Genomic DNA, 19,358 nt, shown 5'->3' with positions numbered 1-19,358 from the left:
TCCATGGTACAGGCCGGCAACGGTCTGTCGACGCAGGCCGAGTCGCGGATCAAGCATATCCGGCAGTTTCAGACCCCCTTGTCTACCCGTCCGCCCGCCTCGACTTCGCAATACTAGGCATCCGCCTGAATGTGCCCTACCGGGTCAAACGTCCATAACCATTCGCCCCCTTTGACATACATTACATTGTGATCTAAAGCATCACACCCCGTGCGAAGGCGACCAACGCAGACAGATCGCTCGCACCGAGCGAGTGCGGCAGTCACGATTCGCACGCGACCAACAAAAACAATTCAGGAGGTATGTACTGTGGGATACCCTGTAGGTGGTGCAGGCTGCGGTCCAGTAGGCGGCGTAGGTGGAGTGGGTTGCGGTCCTTTCAACAACGTAGGCGCAATTCTGGTTCTGTTCATTCTTCTGGTCATCATCACTCGCGCCTGCCTCTGGTAGGTAGCCCAACCTGCCCGGCCGCAAGAGCGGCCGGGCATGCGAAGAACCGGTCCCCAGGGGACCGGCTTTTTTTGTCGTGAAGCATTTATGTTTACTTTGCTTGGCTGCTTCAGGCCTGTCCGCTGAGCTCCGCATACTTGGCAGCGTATTTGCACACGCTCTGCACATACGTAGCATGCGACCAGGTGAGCGGCGCCACCGAGAGCGGCGAGCCATCATATGGATGGAGCTGCTCCGGCAGCACGCCGCTGGCGAGCGCCGAGCCGACGACCCACTCGAGCGTCTGCCTTGGCTTGGCCAGCTGGGACAGCTCCGTGGCGGAGTCGATCTCGTAGTTGGCGACCCACAGTGTACAGATGATCCACGGGTTGCCCGGCACCTTCTCGATATCGCCGGAATGCTGGAAGTAATAGTCATTGGTGTAGCGAGCGATACCTCCTACCTCGGTGCGTACGCCCAGTCCGTCGCGGATCGACGCCATCGTACGGACGACCCGCTCGTCGGTGACCGGCAGCACGCCGAACTCATGGACGGCGAACATGCTGCTCTCGAGCGTCATATCCTTCACCCACTCGTCATCCTTGAGGACGAGCCCGCGCGCGAATCGTCCGGCTTCTTCATCCCACAGATGGCGGATCATCGCCTCCTTCATCTTGTCAGCGATGCTGCGATAGTGATCGCTGCGCTCGTAATCCCCGAACAGATCGGTAAAGTACGCCGCCGCCATCAGGCCGCCATATACCGAGGCCGCCGTGTACGTCCAGATGCCGTAGCGCTCCTCCCACAGATCATAGCTCGGCTTCGGCAGATCGAGCGTCGGCTCAATGTAGCTGCCGAGGAACTGCGCCGCCTTGCGGATCAGGTTGCTGTAGAGCGACTGCGGCAGCTCGATGACGCGATGCCGGGTGTAGTCCTTCCAGAGGGCATACAGCACCAGCGCTGTCTCATCCTCCTGGAGCGGGATACGCTCGCTGCCTTGCACGATATACGGATGCCAGCTCGAGCCGACCGTGCCGTCCGGATTGTACTTGTGATACAGATAGCCCTCGGGCGACAGACCATCCGCGCAGAACTGGAAGAACGGTCCGACGACACTCTGGTAGCCCGCCAGCGACATCGCATCGGCGATTAGCGCTCCGTCGCGCGGCCACATATAGCTGTAATGGTCGCGATTGTATTGCAAGATATCGGTATCGTTGGCCGCCAGGATCGCGCCACGCTCATCGATCTGCGTGCGGACCATCAGCAAGCTTTTTTTGTACAAGCCGATGACCGGCTTCGGCAGATCGCCGAAATCCATCTCGGAGCGGGAGAGCCAGTGATTCCAGTAGATAACAACACGGCTGAGCAGCTTCTCGGGGTGGCTGTCCTGGACGTACTGGTTGAGCCGCTTGACCTCGGTGAGGTCCTTGCCGATCGACATCCAGTAGTACACCGTACGCTCGCTCTCTGGTGGCACAACCGTGCGGAAGCTGATCGTGCTGTCCACCGAGCCCTGCGAGATCGAGTTGCCCATCAGCACGCCGTCCTCGGCGTCGCGCCACGTCCCTTCGGCGGAGCCGAAGCGTTTGATCCCCGTCGAGTACTGATGAATGCCGCCTTCCTCCGAGAAGCCGTTGAACATGAAGTACGACGAGCGCTTGTAGTGGAAAAGCGTATGGTTCTCCGGATAATACGCCGCCGTATCGCCAACCTCCGTCCCCTCGATGACAAGGTCCTGGTGGAAAAACAGCCGCACCTCGCGCTGCTCCTTCCTCAGATTGCGCACGACGACCCGCTTGATATAGATTGTCTCGCGTTGGTGGATGCCGTCATTGAGCTGCAGCTCGAGACCGAGCCGTTCGTGACGGGCCGTCACATTGGTCACCAGGGAGTCCTCAACGTAGCCAAGCGTGATCTGCCACTCCTGATCGCCCAGCCATGAGAAGGAGCCGTCCACCCATACGCCGAAGCGGCATTGCTGGCCGCCGACATGATTTAGCTGACCGACGAAGGGAAAGTAGATGTCGCGGATATAGCAGTTCTGGTCCAGGTTGACGAGAAGTTTGCCGTTGCCGATTACCAGTTGTCTTGCCATTTCAAATCTTCTCCTTTCGATCGTCCAAAAGCTCCCGGTAGAGCGACGCGTAGCGGCTCGCCGGACGCCTCCAGCTCAGGTCCCGCCTGGCAGCGGCGGACGCCAGACGCTTCCAGCGCTCGGGGGCCCGGTAGACGCTCACCGCAGCGCGGATCGCCGTCAGCATCGCCTCGGGGGTGTGGGGCGCGAAGACGAAGCCTTCGCCTTGGCCGGTGGCCTCATCAAAGGGGCGCACGGTGTCCCGCAGTCCGCCTGTCGCGTGGACGACGGGCACCGCGCGATACTGCATCGCGATCTGCTGGCTCAGCCCGCACGGCTCGTAGCGCGAGGGCATCAGATACAGATCGGAGGCGGCGTAGATCTGCCGCGCCAGCGCTTCGTCGAAGCCGATCGTCACGGCGACCTGCTCGGGATAACGGTCGGCCCACGCCCGTACCTGCGATTCTTCCTCCGGTTCGCCCGCTCCCAGCACAACGAGCTGCAGCGGGATGGCGGCCAGCTCATCCAGCGCTTCCTCGATCAGCTCGAGCCCCTTCTGCCAGGTCAGACGGGTGACGATGCCGACCAGCGGCACATCCGCCGCCTCCGGCAGCCCGAGACGGGTTTGCAGCGCCACCTTGTTGCGGGCTTTTTTGGCCAGTGCGTTGCGATAGGGCATGATCAGCGCCGGATCGGTCATCGGGTCGTAGACGGCCGTATCGATGCCGTTGGCCCAGGCCGAGATATCCGCCCTCCTGCTGCGGATGACCCCGTCGAGCTGACCGCCATGCTCGGCGGTCTGGATCTCCTCCAGATAGCTCTCGCTCACCGTCGTCAGCCGATCGGCATAGAGCAGACCAGCCTTCAGACAGCAAGCCTCGCCGTATAGCTCCAGCGTCTCGCTCGTCAGCGTCTCCACGGCGACGCCGAGCAGATCGGCCATCAGCGCGAGCGGCAGTCGGCCCTGGTAGAGCATATTGTGGATCGTAAATACGGTGCGGATCGGCGCCGGCGATCCCTCCCGCTCCTCTCTCGTCTTGAGCAGATAAGGGATGAGCGCGCTCTGCCAGTCGTGAGAGTGCAAGATGTCTGGCTGCTCGCCCAGCAGAGGCAGCGCCGCGACGACGGCCAGGCAGAAAAATACATACCGCTCCGCTTCATCGTCGTAGCCGTAGATGCCGCCGCGCCCAAAGTAATACGGATTGTCGATCAGCAGGAAGGACTGGCCGTCGACCTCGCCGGCAAGCAGCCGACAGGGCTGTCTGCGCCAGCCCAACGCCACAACAAAGCTATGTATCTCGCGGAACGCCCGACGGTGCTCCGCGGCAAGGTCTCGGTAACAAGGCAGGATGATCGTCGTCCGAATGCCATGATCGCCCGCGAGCGCCTTGGCGAGCGCCGACACGGCATCGCCAAGGCCGCCGGCTTTGGCCAGCGGGGCAGCTTCGGAGACGGCAAACAGCAGGTTCATCTCTCTCCACCCCCATCTTTGCGCGTAGCCTCTCCAGGATCAGATGACTTTACGCTTGTTGGCCAGATACGGCGCATCGATGACGCCGCGGATGTCGCGACCGGCCTCGATGTGCACTTCCTTGTCCATGATCACATGATCCAGCGAGCTGCCCTCGCCAACTTCGCCGTTTTGCATGATGATGCTGTTGCGCACGACCGCGCCTTTGCGCACCTTGACGCCCCGGAAGAGGATGCTGTTGATGACCGTCCCCTCGATGACGCAGCCGTTGGCGATCAGCGAGTTGCTCGCCTTAGCGCCCTCGAGATAGGAGGCCGGCGGCTCGTCCTTGACCTTGGTGAAGATCGGACCCGGCTCGAAAAACAGCTCCCGCCACACTTGCGGCTTGAGCAGCTCCAGCGAGTTGCGGTAATAGCTGGTCATTGTGTTGATGATGCCCAGATAACCTTCGTACAGGTAGCCGTTAATGTGCAGCGCATCAAATCGCGACATGATTGCGTGGCGGACGAGATGGTCCTGCCCCTGCGCCAGCGACGTCTCGACGAGATCGAGCAGCAGCTCTTTCTTCATGACATACATCTCCATCGAGACGAGATCGCTTTTCATCCGCCCGTAATGATCCTGCATGCCGATGACGCGCCGACTGGCGTCGAGCTCCACCTTGCGAGCCTTGCCGCTCAGATGATCGCTCTGCCGCTTGCAGACAACCGTAATATCCGCACCCTTGGCCAGATGATCGGCGAGCACCAGATTGAAATCGATGTTGCAGATCATATGGCTGCGCGCAACGACGACGTACTCGGCTTTGCTGCGCAAGAAGAAATCGCGGTGCTGGAAAAAGTGGAATAGGTCGCCCTTGTGCAGGTCGCTCATATCCTCGGCGACCGGCGGCAGCACGAACAGGCCGCTCTGCCGGTGATGCAGATCCCAGTGGCTGCCCGAGCCGAGATGGTCCATCAGCGACCGATACTTCGTATGCGCGAATACCCCGACATTGGAGATACCGGAGTTCACCATGCTCGACATGGTGAAGTCGATGAGGCGATAACGCGCGCCGAACGGCACTGTCGCCAGACAGCGGCCTGTCGTCAGCGATTCCAGCTCATCCGGCTCATGGATGAGATTAATGACGCCCATTAAGTTATGATTCATGGCTGTTCCACCTCCAGGAGCGCTTGTGAGCTGCTGTCCACATATTCGTCGCTGGCGACGACCGTGATGGTCTCGCCCTCGGGCTTGCCGATCGTTACGCCGTCTGCGATGATGGCGCCCTCGCCGATGATCGCGCGGTAGATCTGCACGCCTTCGCCGATCTTGACGCCCGGCATGATGACCGATTCGCGGATAATCGTGCCTTTGGCCGCCTGCACGCCGTTGAACAGTACGGAGCGATGGACCTTGCCTTCGACGAAGCATCCCTCCGTAATAAGCGATGACGTCACCTCGGCGTCCTCGGATACATACTGGGCAGGACGGTTCGGGTTCACCGAATAGATGCGCCAGTTTTTGTCATGCAGATCAAGCGGCGGCTGCTCCTCCAGCAGATCCATATTCGCCTCCCACAAACTCTCGATCGTGCCGACATCCTTCCAGTAGCCGCGGAACGGATAAGCATTCAGCTTGATGCCGCTCTCGAGCATGGCAGGGATGATGTCCTTGCCGAAGTCGTTGGAGGAGCGTGGGTTGGCCTCATCCTGAATCAGGTACTGCTGCAGCACCGGCCACGAGAAAATATAGACGCCCATGGAGGCGAGGTTGCTCTGCGGCTTCTTCGGCTTCTCCTGGAAATCCGTGACGCGGTTCTGCTCGTCGACGCTCATCAGGCCGAACCGGCTAGCTTCCTTCCAGTCCACCTCGATGACCGCGATCGTCGCATCCGCTCCCTTGTCCTTGTGATCCTGGAGCATCTGGTCATAATCCATCGTATAGATATGGTCGCCGGAGATGACCAGGACGTACTCGGGGTCGTAGCTATCGATGAAGCCCATATTTTGATAGATGGCATTGGCGGTTCCTTTATACCAAGTGCCGCCCTTGGACTTGACATAAGGCGGGAGGACCGACATGCCGCCATCGCGTCGGTCGAGTCCCCACGGGCTGCCGATGCCGAGATACTGGTTGAGGACGAGCGGCTGATACTGCGTAAGCACGCCTACGGTATCGATGCCCGAGTGTGCGCAATTGCTAAGCGTAAAGTCGATAATCCGGTATTTGCCGCCGAAGTGAACGGCTGGCTTGGCGAGATCCTTGGTCAGGACGCCCAGTCGTTTGCCTTCGCCTCCGGCAAGAAGCATGGCCACCATTTTTTTTCGTGCCATGGACACCACTCCCTCGATGATGTGAATTCCCTGTCCGGGTATACATCTGTCGTTCGTGGACAGGAGCTGTTACGGATGAAGAAATGAATCTGGCCAGGCGTTCATGCCAGGCCATCTGATAGGATGGAAGGGATTGCCATTGTTAAGAAGGTGTAAAATAAGATGACATTGCAGTGGTTGTTAACATTATACTATGAATTTACGAGATTCGCACCCCAAAAGTGAGGTTCGACGCACGCTGCGGCAGCCAGCTCCTCCCTTCTTGTAAAATACAGGCTGCTTCTACCTATATTATCTTGTTTTTTGGCGTTTGAAACAAGGGGGTTAGGGGGAACGAAGAAAAGGCCCCCTGCGGGGCCAGATGTCTCAAAAAAGGAATAAAAAGAGCAGGATGCCTGCATGCACGAACGTCAACAGCGGCAAACCAATCGCAAAGGCGCGATGCTTGGTCTTGTGGCGATAGCGGCGCATCGCCCACCACATGCCGGTCGCCCCTCCCGCCAGCGCCAAGAGCAGCAGTCGCCGCTCGGGGATGCGTCTGGCTCCGGGACGACGGGATCGGCCCTTGTCGTACGCCATCATTGCAATCCCCGCGACGCCTAGCAGCAACAGCCATGCCAGCGCCGTTAGCGGCCCTAGATAAGGAATAGCTGCGCTGCCTGTCATGCCGCCACCTCATAGTAGGCAGCCGTGCTGGCCCCGTCCTCGGTATCCGCGACGAAGACCAGCTCATAGTCGCCGATCCGATAATGCGCCGACCAGAGCCCTTCATAGTAGCCGTCCTCGGCGTTGTCCGCAGGCGAATGAACTGCGGCAGGCTCGCCCAGCACGCCCGCGATCGCCGCGAAGGAGTCGCCTACCGTGACGCCGAACAGCGTCGTGCCTGGACGCAGGCCGATCCGCTTGACGCTGCCGGGCGCTACCGAATCGTCGTCGCGCAGCGAGGCATCCGTAAAATAAACCGCCTCAGGATAGGCAAAGTAGAGCCCGCCCGTAAAGTAATCCATCGTCTCGGGCTCGCCCAGCTCCTCGATCATGCCCTCGGTCAAGTCGCCAAGCCCGTAAGGAAGCCCCTCCAGCTTGCCCTCGTAGGCGCTCGGCGGGAACGGGTCGGCCCCGGGAGGCGACTCCGCATCCGGTCCCGGCGTCTCTCCCGGAACGGTCTGGGCGGGCGAGCTGCAGCCCGCAAGCGCAATCGCGAGCAACAGGGCGATCAGCAAGCCGCGCTGCCATCTGTTCGTGCTCATCGACGCTCCTCCCCGGTCACGCTCGCCTCGTATTGTCGGATGGTGTACAGCTGAGGATCCAGCGCCCGGATGAAGCCGCTCAGCTCGCCCGCCGACAGCAGCCGCAGCTCATGCATCGCGCGGGTGCAAGCCGTGTAGAACAGCTTGCGCTCGAGCTCCCTGCCGTAGCTGCGCTCCGAGGCGTCGAGGATAACGACCGCATCGAACTCTACCCCCTTGGCCAGATAGGCGGGGATGATCTGGACGCCCGGGTGGAAGGCCGACGTCTCCTTGCGGATCAGATGCGCCTGCCAGCGTTCGCCGAGCCGCTCGTGCAACGCCGCGCACTCGGCCGCCGTCCTGCCGATGATCGCGATCGAGCTATAGCTCTCGCGACGCAGCTCCTCTACCGTAGCCTGCAAGGCTGCATCATGCGCCTCCTGGCCGGAGACGATCGTGACGATCGGCTTATCGCCGCTCCGGTTGAACGGCACGATCGCTTCTCCTCCCTCGACCATCCCGCGAGTGAACTCTACGATCTCGCGCGTCGAGCGATAGCTGCGGGTCAGCCGGATCATGCCGGTATGCTCCTCGCCGTAGAGCATGATCAACGGCTCGCTCTCGCCCATCACCGACGTGTGCGCGTAGATCGCCTGATTGAGATCGCCGAGCGCCGTCATGCGCGCGCGAGGGAACAGCCGCTTCAGGAACTCCAGCTGGAACGCCGAATAGTCCTGCGCCTCGTCGACGATCACATGCCGCACGTTCGTATTGGTCTCGAACCCCTGGATGAGCTCCTTGACGTAGAGGAATGGCGTCGCGTCCTCGTAAGGCAGTATCCGATTGCGGATCGCTTGCGCCGTGCGCTCGCAGATCTCGGGCCACGCCTGCGGGGCCTCTCCAGCTCTGGCGGCAGCCTCATACAAGTGCGGCTGCTCGAACAGTTGCACATACAGCTTCACATAATCGACGAACGTGAGCTCGGCCGCCCGGCGCCGAATCGGCTTGAGCCGCTCCCGTACGACCAGCTTTGCCAGCAATTCCTTTTCCTTCTCCTGATCATCAAAGGTTTCGAGCTTGTCGCGATTCAGCTTGCGCAGCTTCTGGTAGGCCCGCTGGTACTGCTCCGGCGAGAGCAGCTCGATCTGCTCCTCCACCCATGGTCGGTCCCACTGTACGATCTCGAACGCATTGATCCGCTCCTGCACCCATTCCTCTAGCAGCACGATGCGGTTGGCCAGCCGAATTGATCCGTCCATCGCGTAGAATCGCTCCCGCAGCTCCGCCGACGATACAACCGTCTGACCCTGGCACTTCACCGCCCGGAATGCCATGCCCGACGTTTCGAGCTGCTTGACGTAGCGCAGCAACGTATTCAGATAGGCCGACGAAGACTTGTAGCGGATGCCAGCCAGCCTCGCCTCATAGCCGGGCTCGGAGGCTTCCTGGAGCACATACTCGATCTGGGTGAACGGGTCCTCCACGTTGAATGTGCCGCTTAGATGCCGATCGAGGTATTCCTGGAACGTCGTCTGCGCCATATTTTGCTCGCCCAGCTCCGGCAGCACCGTCGAGACATAGCTGTTGAACAGCGGATTGGGGGAGAACAGCACCATCTGCTCCGCCTGCAGCGTCTCGCGATGCCGATAGAGCAGATAGGCGACCCGCTGCAGCGCCGCCGACGTCTTGCCGCTGCCTGCCGCCCCCTGGACGATCAGCATGCGGCTGCGCTCGTCGCGGATGATCCGGTTCTGCTCCTTCTGGATCGTCGCGACGATCGAGCGCATCTGCTGATCGCTCGTACGGCTGAGCGCCTGCTGGAGCAGCTCGTCGCCGATCGTCAAGCCCGTATCGAACAGCAGCTCGATGCGACCGTCCTTGATGACGAACTGTCGCTTCAGCAACAGCTCGCCGCGCACCTCGCCGCCTGGCGTATCATACGCTGCCGGACCGGGCCCATAGTCGTAATACAAGCTGGAGATGGGCGCTCGCCAATCGTAGACGAGGAAGGTGTCCGTCTGCTCATCAAGGTAAGAAGCGATGCCCAGGTAGATGCGATCCGTTGTCCCCAACTGCTCATCCCGGAAATCGATGCGGCCAAAATACGGCGACTTGGCGAGTCTTCTATACTTGTCGATCGCAGCGGCCGCGTGACGCAGACTGCGCTCCCGCTCGGAGAGCAGGTCAGCCTGCTGCTTCATGCTAAAGTAGGTTTCCGTTATATCCTCGCTAGTACTGAAGTTAATCGTGACTTCATCCCAGAAGTTTTTCTTGATCTCGGAGGCCTCGCTCTGCACCTCGCCCGTCTCCCGCTCCAACTGCTCGAGCTCGCGAGAGATGGCGCGGACGACGTCGTTGACGCGTCTTTGCTCTGCTTGCCAATCCTGTTCCGTCATGCTCATGGATTCGACCTCTCTTTCTTGTAACCATGCACGCCTGCGCCTCGCCAAGTCCGAGCCATTGCACTCCCTGCTTGACATCTGCTTGTCGAGGCCTTATAATTAAAGTTAGCATCTCTTAGGTTTCTCGGCTATTTTTCTTGTAGTTAGAGTCACCAGATTATACTTTACCACTTTAGGCTTCCGAAATCAATCTGGAGGTCTTTTTGAAATTCAATCTACTTTTGCTGGAGGGTTACATATGTCTATCTATGATATCTCGGTTACGACGATCGACGGCGAGACGACAACGCTGGCCGCTTACCGCGGCAAGGCGCTGCTGATCGTCAACACAGCCAGCGCATGCGGGCTGACGCCGCACTACGAGGGGCTGCAGCAGCTCTATGACACGTATCGCGAGCAAGGGTTGGTCGTGCTCGGCTTCCCATGCAACCAGTTTGCCGGCCAGGAGCCGGGGACCGAAGAAGAGATCAAATCGTTCTGCGAGCTGAATTACAAGGTCACCTTCCCGATGTTCGCCAAGGTCGACGTCAAGGGCGAGCATGCGCATCCGTTGTTCGCGCATCTGGTCTCCTCCGTGCCCGAGCCGTACCGGACCGGAGACATCGAGTGGAACTTCGTCAAGTTCCTCGTCGATCGCGAGGGCAACACCGTCAAGCAATTCAGCGCCCGCACAGAGCCCGCGCAGCTGACCGCCGACATCGAAGCGCTGCTGTAGCGGCCCGCTCGAGACGGTGTGTTTTCGGCACTTACGGTGACCCCTTCAGGGTCATCCCCGATTCTAACGCTCGCCCTCGGCCTTATTTAGCCGAAAAGCCAGGGGTTCCTATTCTTACGCTCGCCACGGAGCTTATTTTGGTCAAACTGCGCTAAAACAGGCATTTTTTCGCAAATAGGCGCTGTGGCGAGCGTTACGATCTCCACGTCAGGAAAAATACGGAAATAAGCGCCGTGGCGAGCGTTAAAGTCAAGTCGGGTTACAGCGCCAATCGCTTTCGTCGTCCTTTGTAGGACAGGAGGAGCATTGGCGGAGAATATTTCTTAGAATTGTACAAAAGACGCTTTCACCCTGCTTGTATCGCGGGTGAAAGCGTCTTTTCGTCTAGTCAGCTGCCGCTTCCCCTACAGCATGTCCCTCACTTCAACAGCGTCGACTCACGGTACAACATTTCGCCGTTGACCAGCAGCTTGTCGAGCGGCTCGGAAGGCTTGGCGATCCGCGCCAGCAGCCGCTCGACGGCCCGACGGCCGAGCGTCTCCTTCGGGACGTTGACCGTCGTCAAAGGCGGCTGGTGCCGATAGGCATCCTCGATATTGTCAAAGCCGGTAATCGCCGCATCGCCCGGCAAATTCAGTCCGAGCGCTGCCAATGCTTGAGCCACTGCAATCGCGATAAAATCATTGGCGCACAGCCAGGCGCTCGGCAGCCTGCCTTCCGTCTGCGCCCTGCTCGCCCAGGCCGTTACCTGGGCCTGGGCCTCCAGACCATCCAGACCGCTGACCGTCAACAGTCTCTCCTCGCCCGCCGCTGCAGCGCCGAGCTCTTCCTCCAGCGCGGTCCGGAAGCCGATCCAGCGGTCCTTGAAGCTGCGGGAAAACTGGTTGCTGCCGACAAACTGAAGCTCGCGATGGCCAAGACCGATCATGTATCGCGTAAGACGATACATGCAGTCGGTGTTGTTGACGAATACAGTATCTGTCGGAATCAGCGCGTCCTCATGGTCGACCAGCACCATCGGTATGCCCATCCGGTGGATCTCCAGCAGCAGCGACGAGGCGATCGCGCCGACGCCGATCAGCCCCATGATCCCCTTGGGATTCAAGATATCCATGAAATGGTCGACGCTATGCTCGGAGACGATCAGGATGCCCAGACCGTCCTCCTCCAGCTTGGCGGAGATGCCGTTGACGATCTTGCCCCAATACGTCGACTCCCGGGTCTGGAAGCGGATATTCGGCATCAGCACGATGACGATTTTCTTTTGCCGCGTGCGCGGCTTGGCTGCTGCAGGCACAACCTCAGGAGCGCGGACCCCTGTGCCGCCCTGCGCAAAATAACCGAGCTGGGAGGCTGCCTGGATGACCCGCTCCTTCGTTTGCTCGCTGACGCCGCCCTTGCCAGAGAGCGCCTTGGACACGACAAATTTGGAGACGCCCAGGTAATCGGCAATTTGCTGCATCGAGACTTTTTTGCCCATAATCGTGTGTCAGCCGCTTTCTACTAAAATATTGTGATTCGCTAGTATACGTTCATCTATACCAGAGCAAGCCTCAAAAAGCAAGCGATGGCGCGAGTGAAGCAGACTATATTTGACAGCCGCCGTGCAAATAAGTTACGATGAGGGCAAGTTAATACTTGTGGTGGAGAACGGGAGAGTCACGGCAGCTGCGCCCTCTGTACAGAGGGCGGTCTGTTCGTGGCTTTTTCTATACCTCCCGAATCCGCCGCAACAACCTATCCCCCTATAGAAGAGGAGACACGACTATGAAAACAGCCATTTCGTTCGTTGCAAATGATAGCGTTACCATCCATGCGGACAAGCATGAGCCAGAAACCGGCATCGCACCGCGCGGCGTCGTGCTCGTCGTCCACGGCATCCTCGAGCATGCGGGGCGATACGAGCGCTTCGCTAGCGAGCTGGCGTCGCACGGCTTCGTCACTTATATCCACGATCAACGCGGGCACGGCAGGACACGGATTACGCCCGGGCTGACGACGCTGCGCGAGCAGGAGTTCGCCGCTCTGGCGACCGATCTGCATCAGCTCCGACAGCTCGCAGCGCAGGAATGCGGCGATGTGCCGATCTATATCTTCGCCCACAGCATGGGCACGATCATCACCCGCCACTACCTGCAGCAGAACGGCGGCGCCGAGCTGGGCGGCGTCGTGCTATGCGGCCCTGCGCATCTCCAGAGCCTGCTCGACAACGCCATCTCGCTGTCGCAAGCGGCGATCCGCGAGCATGGCTACGACCATGTCGACCCGGCGCTGCTCGATAGCGTCTTCGGCGCGATGAATGCCAGCTTCCAGCCTGCACGCACACACGCGGACTGGATTACGCGCGACGAGGCGGAGGTCGACAAGTATCTCGCCGATCCTTATGTGCAAGCGCCGGTGACGGCAGGCTTCCTCTATGAGATGGCCAGAGAGTACATGCGGATCTATGATCCGGCTGAGGTCCGCAACATCTCGGAGCGCCTGCCCGTCCTGATCATCAGCGGCGACCAGGACCCCGCCTCCGTGTTCGGAGCAGGCGCCGTCGAGATCATGGAGCTGTTCAAGGGAGCAGGCATCCGCGACGTCAAGCTGATCCTCTACCCGCAAGCGCGCCACGAGCTGCTCAACGAGCTCAATCGCGAAGAAGCCACCTCGGATATCATCGGGTGGCTGACTCAACATCGCTAGACGTTTCTACTGTATCACTAGATGACTCACAGCGGCCCCGGCGATCAGCCGGGGCTTGTCGCGCGTTTGCTACGAGCCAGACGATCGGTGAGCAGGAGCAGCACGTACAGCATATAGCAAAGCGCCCAGACGATCAGCTCCAGCTGCAATAAATACCAGGGCCACGGCGCGAGCAGATCGAGGATCGAGCCTGTCGACGGCTTGCGGCTCAGGAACATAAAGTTGCTGCCGGTCCACAGATTGGCCAGGTACGCCGGGATGGCCAGCACATGCAGCCACAGGACCGCCCGCACGACCGAGCCCGCAGTCGGTCGATAACGCTCGACGGCCGTCATAAAGACGCTCGTCGCGATAATCGCGCTATGAGCCAGGAAGAACTGCACATAGCGAAAATGCGGAAACGTATAATCCAGATTCGGCGTCAGCAGCGCTTGCAGCGCGCCGAGGATACCAAGGAAGAAACAGATCTCGTACAGTCGGCGTCCCCGCGACAGCAGCAGCACGGCCGACAGCAAAAGCGTCATGCTGCACAGCTGCAGCGGCCAGGCCTGCACGCCCCAGGTGCCATTGACGACATGCCATAGCTGCAAAGATGCCTCGCTCGCCAGCAGCACGCCGATCAGGCTCCAGCGCATGATTCGGTTCGCACGGGGCAGACGAAGCCGCTCGCGATAGCGGATCATTAGCGCCCAGGCTGCCAGCGAGACGGCCAGCGCCGCCAGATGCGCCGCAGACAACCATTCGAATCGCATCTCGACTGTCACCTCCCGTTTCCTTCCATTATGAGAGAGGCCATGTGACGCGACCAGTCCCAACTTTCCCTGGTACTGCTTGCGACTCGCCGTCAGCATCTCCGCTGCCCGTCCTCTTGCCTGTTATTTGCCTTCGCGGTCCTCGCCGCCGAACAGTCCCATCTCCCGCGCTTTGCCCGCCGCCTCCTTGGAGCCGCTCAGACCGAGCTTTTTCAGCACGTTGCCGATGTGATTTTTGACGGTGCGGATCGACACGAACTGCCGCTCGGCAATCTGCGATTGCGTATAGCCCTGGTCGACCAGCTCCAGCAGCTGGAGCTCGGAGGGCGTGATGAGCGCCCTCAGCTTCTGCGTCTCGAACTCGCGCTCGAGCGCCTTCAGCCTGCGGAATTCCTCGCGCATCTGCTCGGCCGCGACCGGACTGATCGCCGACCGCTTGGCGTACGCCGAACGGATCGCCTCCGGCAGCTCCTCGTAGTTTGATTTGATCCGGTAATCGATCGCTCCGGCGTGGAACGAGCGGAAGATCAGCTCCTTTTCCTCCATCGAGGTCAGCATGATGACCGACGCGCCTGTCGCCGCGCCGATCTCCTCAGCGAGCACGACGCCCTCCGGCTGGCCATGCAGCATAATATCCATCAGCACCACATCGGGCGCGGGCTGCTCCGCGATTGCCTGCCGCACCTCTTGCGGCTGATCCGATGCAAAGACGATCTGCACGCCCTGCTGCGCCCCGAGATACGCCTTTAGACCGCGCAGCCACTCCCTGTCATCCTCGACGATCCATAGCTTGATGCTCTCCATCCTTCTCCCCCTCTATTATCTCGCTGACGCGCGCAGCGCGGATGCTGCGCTTCGGGAACACCATCGTCGCCGTCGTCCCCTCGCCTGACTTGCTGCGCAGCAGCAGCCGACCGCCGTGCTTGCTCATCACATGGTAGGCGTAGGGCAAGCCGAGGCCAAAGTTGGAGCCGCTGCCGCTCTTCGTCGTGTAGAACGGCTCGAATGCCTTGCGGATCGCTTCCTTTGGCATGCCGCCGCCCGTATCCCTTACCTCGATGATCAGCTCCCGCTTCGTCTCGGTGAGCGCGACCAACAGCCGCCCTTGTCGCTTCATCGCATCGATGCTGTTGGAGACCAGATTGTTCAGCGCCTCTGCGACCTGAGCCGGATCAAGCTGGCATCGCCAACCCGCACTCACTTCCACAGTGATCTCCAGCGACTCCGAGAGCTGGCGATGCGGCTTGACGACGTCCTGGATCAGCTGCCCGAGATCGACCTCGGCCGGCTTCAGCACGAGATCCTCGGTGCGCCGGTGGACGCGGCTGATCATCTCCTCGATATGTCTGGCCGATTGCAGCACCGTCTCGATATCCTCCTGCAGCTCGTCCTGTCCGGTAGCGACAGCGTGGCTGCGGATTTTTTCGCTGAACAGCTTGGCCTTGCCGATGTCGTTTTTGATCGCGTGGTTGAGGATCGCCGTCCCCGACGTCACTGCCCGCAACGTCGAGTCGAGCCGCCGCCGGTCGATCAGCACCCGCACGCCGAGGAAGCCGTAGGTGAACAGGCCGATGACGAAGATGGCGAAGCCCAGACCGACGAACCACGTATTATATACCCACATCCGCAACATGCCGAAGCTTGGGAACACATAGTTGAGCGTCATGAAGATGAGGGCGGGCGGCAATACGGCCAGACAGACGATGCCGTGCGTGCGCGCCTGCAGCGCGTGGACGGAGCGCTTGCTCAGCACCAGCAGAGCGCCGGTCAGCATATAAGGCACCGTCCACCAGATGACGAAACGAAACGTAATCGGATACATCTCATTGTAGGGCGGCGTCGCGAGCAGACTGACGAGGATCGGCACCAGGAGCGCCAGGACGACCGCTGTCTTGCGCCTCTCCACCCATTCGACCGGCCGGTATGCAAGCGCGAACAACAGAAAAAAATAAGGCACGCCGTAATAAGAACTAACCGACGAGGCCGCCTGAAGGGTGAACAGCGCATCGCTGACCGGCGTAATGCCGTACTCGCGTTCGATGAGCGGGATGATCCGGTCATCGAGCAGCGCCGCCAACGCGCCGGTGCCACCAAAAAAAGCAACCCCGCCGAGTCCGCGATTCACAGCCGAACGGGGGTTGGAGGCGACAAGAAAAATCGTCATCGCCCATAACGCGAGAATTACGAACAACATCGGCCTCTATCCTTCGCTACGTAGAATGTACGTTTATGATCGTACCTTCGATTATACCACTGTTTCCGCTTTTCTTTGAAGCGGCGCGCAAAAATCAGATTCGCAGCTTGCCGCAAGCGGTTGGCCTAAATAAAAAACAGTTGCGCACAAGCCCAGCCTCGTGATATGATATCAATCGTGCGCATCAGATTTTGTCAGACTTGATATGACGCACAAACTGTATTGCGGGATGTAGCTCAGCTTGGTAGAGCACCTGGTTTGGGACCAGGGGGTCGCATGTTCAAATCGTGTCATCCCGACCATCATACTTACCTTTACACCGTCGCCATTTGGGCTGGCGGTTTTTTTGTCGTCTGCGGAGGCTCCGGAGATTGATTCGGGCCGGATATGCGAAAGGGAACGCCATCTGAACGATCGTGCAACTTATCGATGACATTAGGTGAAGTATGCGCTTACGCAGTATGTTACGATAAGGGTATCAACAAGATCAAGAGGTGAACGAATGATGAAATTCGGCCTGCAAGGCACCGTTATCGGCTGGCAGGACCCATGGGCGGGCGACGCCTCCGATCGGGTCATGCGCACCGGCACCGGCAGCATCTACCCGTCGCAAGATCCGATACCGACTCCCGGAGCGTTCCTGGACTATCTGAAGCAGCTGCGCACCGATATCTATGTGCATCACGTCTTCCCCGGACTGGAGGGACAAGCCGAGCTGCTCGCCGACATCCGCAAGCACGGCATCGAGCTCTGTCTGGGCAATGAATACGGCAATATCAACGGGCCATGGACGCCCGGCACCAATCGCTACGATCTGCCTGACGAAGCGATCCTCGCGGCAGCCGATCAAGGCGTGCTATGCGGACTGCTCTACGATGAGCCCGAGCATCTGCAGATCAATGCGGCGCAATATCGCAAGGATAGCTGGCATCCGCACTGGGGCGCAGCGTCCGAGAGCGCTTCGGCCGTGCCGACGGATCAGCTGGAGACCGCCGTGGTCCGCGCCGTCAGCGACCGCGTCCGTCATGTCGATACGCTGCTCGGCGAGCATCGGCGCGTGCCGCTCATCGCCGAGCATGTCTTCCCCGTTATGTTCCACGCGCATGCGCGGGGCGGGATGGCGCTCTGCCCCAAGATTATGAAGGAATCGTTCCAGCCGCTGCAGCTCTCCACGGCGCTCGGCGCCGCCCGGCAATACGACGTGCCGCTCTGGATCTGTGCAGACCTGTGGGGACCGGATGTCGGCGCTTGGCCGATCCGTACGCCGGGCTTCCCTGGCCACTCGCCGGCCGAGTTCGCCTCGGCGCTGCGGATGGGCTACTATATGGGACCGACCCATCTGTTCACGGAGAATATCGATGCCTTGGCCCGCTTCGACGGCGAACGGTTCCGCAGCACTGTGTTCGGCGAGATATGGGAGGCCTTCGTGCGGGAGTATGTGCCCGCCCATCCGATCGACTGGACGCATGCCGACGCCGTCGCAGACATCGTGCTCATCCACGGCGACGACAGCAACTATGGTCAGCAGGAGCGGCCCTTCGGCCACCGTGCGACGCCGATGCCCGAGACGTCGCAGAGCGTATTCGCTGCCTGGCATCTGCTCAGTCACGGCACGATCCCTGCGCATGGCAGCTGCCTGCATATCCCGGGCTACAGCTTCCCGCGCCATGAGCTGAAGCGCCAAGTGCCAGGCGACCGCTTCCCGCTCATGGAGGGGCTGAGGCTGGCAGAGCCGCCCGCCGTCCATCCGCTCTTCCAGCCGCTGCGCAGCACGCTTGTCCTCGACGGCTACGCACGGGAGGACCAGCTCGGAGCGCCGCAGCTGATCGTCGTCGCCGGCAGCTTCGTCTCCCCCGACACGCTGCGGGCGGTCCGTAAGCGCGCCGAAGCCGGCGCGCGCGTCCTCATCGCTGAGGGGCTCGCGCCGGAGCCTTGGCAGACAGCGGCGCGCTTCGACGGCGGCGGCGTCTGGCTGCCGGCCGCCGACCTGCTCGGCGACGCGGCCCGTGAGCTGGCGGAGCCGCTCATCGGCCCGGCCGACTGCTGGACGCAGCGATTCCGCGACCGCGAGGTACGGATCTATCCGCAGGATAGCGACGGCTACGAGCTGGCGTTCGAGATCGCCAAGGGTTAAGCGTCGACGGATCGATCCCTTGGTTTGTCTATGGCGCGGCCTTCTGGACTAGCTGATCCAAGCGTGGCTTAAGCGCCCGCGCAAGCTTTAGTTCCAAGCCTTGGCGAGCGAATAGCCCTGCTTGCAACGCGCAAAGGCGTTCCCGACCCGATGAGGGCAGGAACGCCTTTGCTCATGTTCTAATCGATCTGGATGCGTGCAGCCATATCCCCTGCGCATATCGCGCGTTCTCGCTACACTGCTGCTCAAGCATGCTGCGCTTTCTCACACGCTCCGGCGCCGCTCTCTGCTGTCGCGCGATAGCGGCGCGGCGAGAGACCGGTGTGCGTCTTGAAGTGCTTGTTGAAGTACGAATGCGAGCTGTACCCGCAGGCATAGGCAATCTCGGTGATGCTCCGATCCGTGGCGCGCAGCTGCTGCATCGCCCGGTCCATCCGCAGCATCTGGATATACTGGGTAGGACTGTGCCCAGTCGCTTGTCGGAAAGCGTTAAAGAAGCGCGTTCGTCCCATCCCGTAATGCTGGGCGAGCTCGGACACAGACAACTCGCTCGACAAGTGCGCCAGGATGTGGTCGAGCAGCTCGTAGATCCGCTCGTCGGGCGGCTCGCCCGCCGACCCCGAGCCGCCGGGGCTGACGCGGGCAAGCTGGACAAGCAGCTCGATCAGACAAGTCTGCCTCGCCGCGCGCCAGCCCGGCGCGCGCACATGCTCCTCCTCCCGCAATCGGCGGCAGGCCTCCCGCATCATGGCCAAGCTCGCCGGGTCAGGCCGCAGCACGCCATGCGGCGACGTATAAAAAGGACGCAGCAGCTCGCTGCCGCCTGGTACGCCAAGCAGCGTAGACGGCGAGAAGCGGAGCCGCAGCCAGTCCGCCGTCGGCAGGCGCTCCGGCTCGTGTAGCTCGGCGAGCGCCGCGCTGCGCCCGAGCACGACGGTCGGCGCGGCAGGCG

The 19,358-nt window shown here is 60.8% G+C and carries 15 protein-coding genes and 1 tRNA gene; 4 read left to right on the top strand and 12 right to left on the bottom strand.

The annotated features are described in order from the left end of the window. Positions 1–559 precede the first annotated feature (559 nt). The 7 genes from PA598K_RS04305 to helD form a co-directional block, all read right to left on the bottom strand. Positions 560–2,527: a glycoside hydrolase family 15 protein gene (locus PA598K_RS04305; RefSeq protein WP_128655693.1), complete on the bottom strand. Its 1,968-nt coding sequence runs from the start codon at positions 2,525–2,527 to the stop codon at positions 560–562. 1 nt (position 2,528) lies between these two features. After that, positions 2,529–3,977: a glycogen synthase gene (locus tag PA598K_RS04300; RefSeq protein WP_128655691.1), complete on the bottom strand. Its 1,449-nt coding sequence runs from the start codon at positions 3,975–3,977 to the stop codon at positions 2,529–2,531. Positions 3,978–4,016: 39 nt separating this feature from the next. Further along, complete coding sequence (gene glgD / locus PA598K_RS04295; RefSeq protein ID WP_128655689.1) at positions 4,017–5,129, bottom strand: glucose-1-phosphate adenylyltransferase subunit GlgD; 1,113 nt, start codon at positions 5,127–5,129, stop codon at positions 4,017–4,019. Next, positions 5,126–6,295, bottom strand: a complete 1,170-nt coding sequence (locus PA598K_RS04290; RefSeq protein WP_128655688.1) for a glucose-1-phosphate adenylyltransferase — start codon at positions 6,293–6,295, stop codon at positions 5,126–5,128. The genes glgD and PA598K_RS04290 overlap by 4 nt, the downstream gene beginning before the upstream one ends. 366 nt (positions 6,296–6,661) lie before the next feature. Beyond that, positions 6,662–6,961, bottom strand: coding sequence for a DUF1294 domain-containing protein (locus PA598K_RS04285; RefSeq protein WP_260405261.1), 300 nt, complete (start codon positions 6,959–6,961; stop codon positions 6,662–6,664). Further along, positions 6,958–7,542, bottom strand: a complete 585-nt coding sequence (locus PA598K_RS04280; RefSeq protein ID WP_128655687.1) for a DUF4309 domain-containing protein — start codon at positions 7,540–7,542, stop codon at positions 6,958–6,960. Before PA598K_RS04280 ends, PA598K_RS04285 begins: the two co-directional genes overlap by 4 nt. Further along, on the bottom strand, positions 7,539–9,923 hold the full coding sequence (helD, locus tag PA598K_RS04275; protein WP_128655685.1) for an RNA polymerase recycling motor HelD: 2,385 nt from the start codon (positions 9,921–9,923) through the stop codon (positions 7,539–7,541). The genes PA598K_RS04280 and helD overlap by 4 nt, the downstream gene beginning before the upstream one ends. Before the next feature lie 238 nt (positions 9,924–10,161). On the opposite strand from helD, the gene PA598K_RS04270 reads away from it, so the two are divergent. After that, complete coding sequence (locus tag PA598K_RS04270; RefSeq protein ID WP_128655683.1) at positions 10,162–10,638, top strand: glutathione peroxidase; 477 nt, start codon at positions 10,162–10,164, stop codon at positions 10,636–10,638. Between the two features lie 418 nt (positions 10,639–11,056). Here PA598K_RS04270 and PA598K_RS04265 read toward each other — a convergent pair whose 3' ends face one another. Further along, positions 11,057–12,118 carry a LacI family DNA-binding transcriptional regulator gene (locus PA598K_RS04265; RefSeq protein ID WP_128655682.1) on the bottom strand — a complete coding sequence of 354 codons (1,062 nt, stop codon included), beginning with the start codon at positions 12,116–12,118 and terminating at the stop codon, positions 11,057–11,059. A 287-nt stretch (positions 12,119–12,405) separates the two neighbouring features. Here PA598K_RS04265 and PA598K_RS04260 point away from each other — a divergent pair, with 287 nt between their 5' ends. After that, on the top strand, positions 12,406–13,326 hold the full coding sequence (locus PA598K_RS04260) for an alpha/beta fold hydrolase (RefSeq protein WP_128655680.1): 921 nt from the start codon (positions 12,406–12,408) through the stop codon (positions 13,324–13,326). Between the two features lie 44 nt (positions 13,327–13,370). On the opposite strand, the gene PA598K_RS04255 is transcribed toward PA598K_RS04260, so the two are convergent. The 3 genes from PA598K_RS04255 to PA598K_RS04245 all read right to left on the bottom strand — a co-directional run bounded on the left by PA598K_RS04255 (position 13,371) and on the right by PA598K_RS04245 (position 16,272). Further along, positions 13,371–14,078, bottom strand: a complete 708-nt coding sequence (locus PA598K_RS04255; protein WP_260405260.1) for a YwaF family protein — start codon at positions 14,076–14,078, stop codon at positions 13,371–13,373. A gap of 123 nt (positions 14,079–14,201) precedes the next feature. Beyond that, positions 14,202–14,882: a response regulator transcription factor gene (locus PA598K_RS04250; RefSeq protein WP_128655677.1), complete on the bottom strand. Its 681-nt coding sequence runs from the start codon at positions 14,880–14,882 to the stop codon at positions 14,202–14,204. Further along, entirely contained in the window at positions 14,848–16,272 is a 1,425-nt protein-coding gene (locus PA598K_RS04245; protein ID WP_128655675.1) for an ATP-binding protein, read from the bottom strand. The genes PA598K_RS04250 and PA598K_RS04245 overlap by 35 nt, the downstream gene beginning before the upstream one ends. A gap of 225 nt (positions 16,273–16,497) precedes the next feature. Between PA598K_RS04245 and PA598K_RS04240 the strand changes: the two genes are divergently transcribed. Further along, positions 16,498–16,574 (top strand) — tRNA-Pro (locus tag PA598K_RS04240). A 200-nt stretch (positions 16,575–16,774) separates the two neighbouring features. After that, on the top strand, positions 16,775–18,406 hold the full coding sequence (locus PA598K_RS04235; protein WP_128655673.1) for a hypothetical protein: 1,632 nt from the start codon (positions 16,775–16,777) through the stop codon (positions 18,404–18,406). A 245-nt stretch (positions 18,407–18,651) separates the two neighbouring features. Here the strand turns inward: PA598K_RS04235 and PA598K_RS04230 are convergent. After that, a partial coding sequence (locus PA598K_RS04230) for a helix-turn-helix domain-containing protein (RefSeq protein ID WP_185601552.1) occupies positions 18,652–19,358 on the bottom strand: 707 nt, incomplete at its 5' end.

Source organism: Paenibacillus sp. 598K (assembly GCF_003851045.1).
Classification (GTDB): domain Bacteria; phylum Bacillota; class Bacilli; order Paenibacillales; family Paenibacillaceae; genus Paenibacillus_D.
The sequence above is the reverse complement of the archived record's forward strand: the minus strand, read 5'-3'. Positions and strand labels throughout refer to the sequence as shown.

Excerpts from the sequence above, each read along its gene's own strand:
- PA598K_RS04305 (WP_128655693.1), bottom strand. The coding sequence starts at position 2,527 with ATGGCAAGACAACTGGTAATCGGCAACGGCAAACTTCTCGTCAACCTG.
- PA598K_RS04300 (WP_128655691.1), bottom strand. The coding sequence starts at position 3,977 with ATGAACCTGCTGTTTGCCGTCTCCGAAGCTGCCCCGCTGGCCAAAGCC.
- glgD (WP_128655689.1), bottom strand. The coding sequence starts at position 5,129 with ATGAATCATAACTTAATGGGCGTCATTAATCTCATCCATGAGCCGGAT.
- PA598K_RS04290 (WP_128655688.1), bottom strand. The coding sequence starts at position 6,295 with ATGGCACGAAAAAAAATGGTGGCCATGCTTCTTGCCGGAGGCGAAGGC.
- PA598K_RS04285 (WP_260405261.1), bottom strand. The coding sequence starts at position 6,961 with ATGACAGGCAGCGCAGCTATTCCTTATCTAGGGCCGCTAACGGCGCTG.
- PA598K_RS04280 (WP_128655687.1), bottom strand. The coding sequence starts at position 7,542 with ATGAGCACGAACAGATGGCAGCGCGGCTTGCTGATCGCCCTGTTGCTC.
- helD (WP_128655685.1), bottom strand. The coding sequence starts at position 9,923 with ATGAGCATGACGGAACAGGATTGGCAAGCAGAGCAAAGACGCGTCAAC.
- PA598K_RS04270 (WP_128655683.1), top strand. The coding sequence starts at position 10,162 with ATGTCTATCTATGATATCTCGGTTACGACGATCGACGGCGAGACGACA.
- PA598K_RS04265 (WP_128655682.1), bottom strand. The coding sequence starts at position 12,118 with ATGGGCAAAAAAGTCTCGATGCAGCAAATTGCCGATTACCTGGGCGTC.
- PA598K_RS04260 (WP_128655680.1), top strand. The coding sequence starts at position 12,406 with ATGAAAACAGCCATTTCGTTCGTTGCAAATGATAGCGTTACCATCCAT.
- PA598K_RS04255 (WP_260405260.1), bottom strand. The coding sequence starts at position 14,078 with ATGCGATTCGAATGGTTGTCTGCGGCGCATCTGGCGGCGCTGGCCGTC.
- PA598K_RS04250 (WP_128655677.1), bottom strand. The coding sequence starts at position 14,882 with ATGGAGAGCATCAAGCTATGGATCGTCGAGGATGACAGGGAGTGGCTG.
- PA598K_RS04245 (WP_128655675.1), bottom strand. The coding sequence starts at position 16,272 with ATGTTGTTCGTAATTCTCGCGTTATGGGCGATGACGATTTTTCTTGTC.
- PA598K_RS04235 (WP_128655673.1), top strand. The coding sequence starts at position 16,775 with ATGATGAAATTCGGCCTGCAAGGCACCGTTATCGGCTGGCAGGACCCA.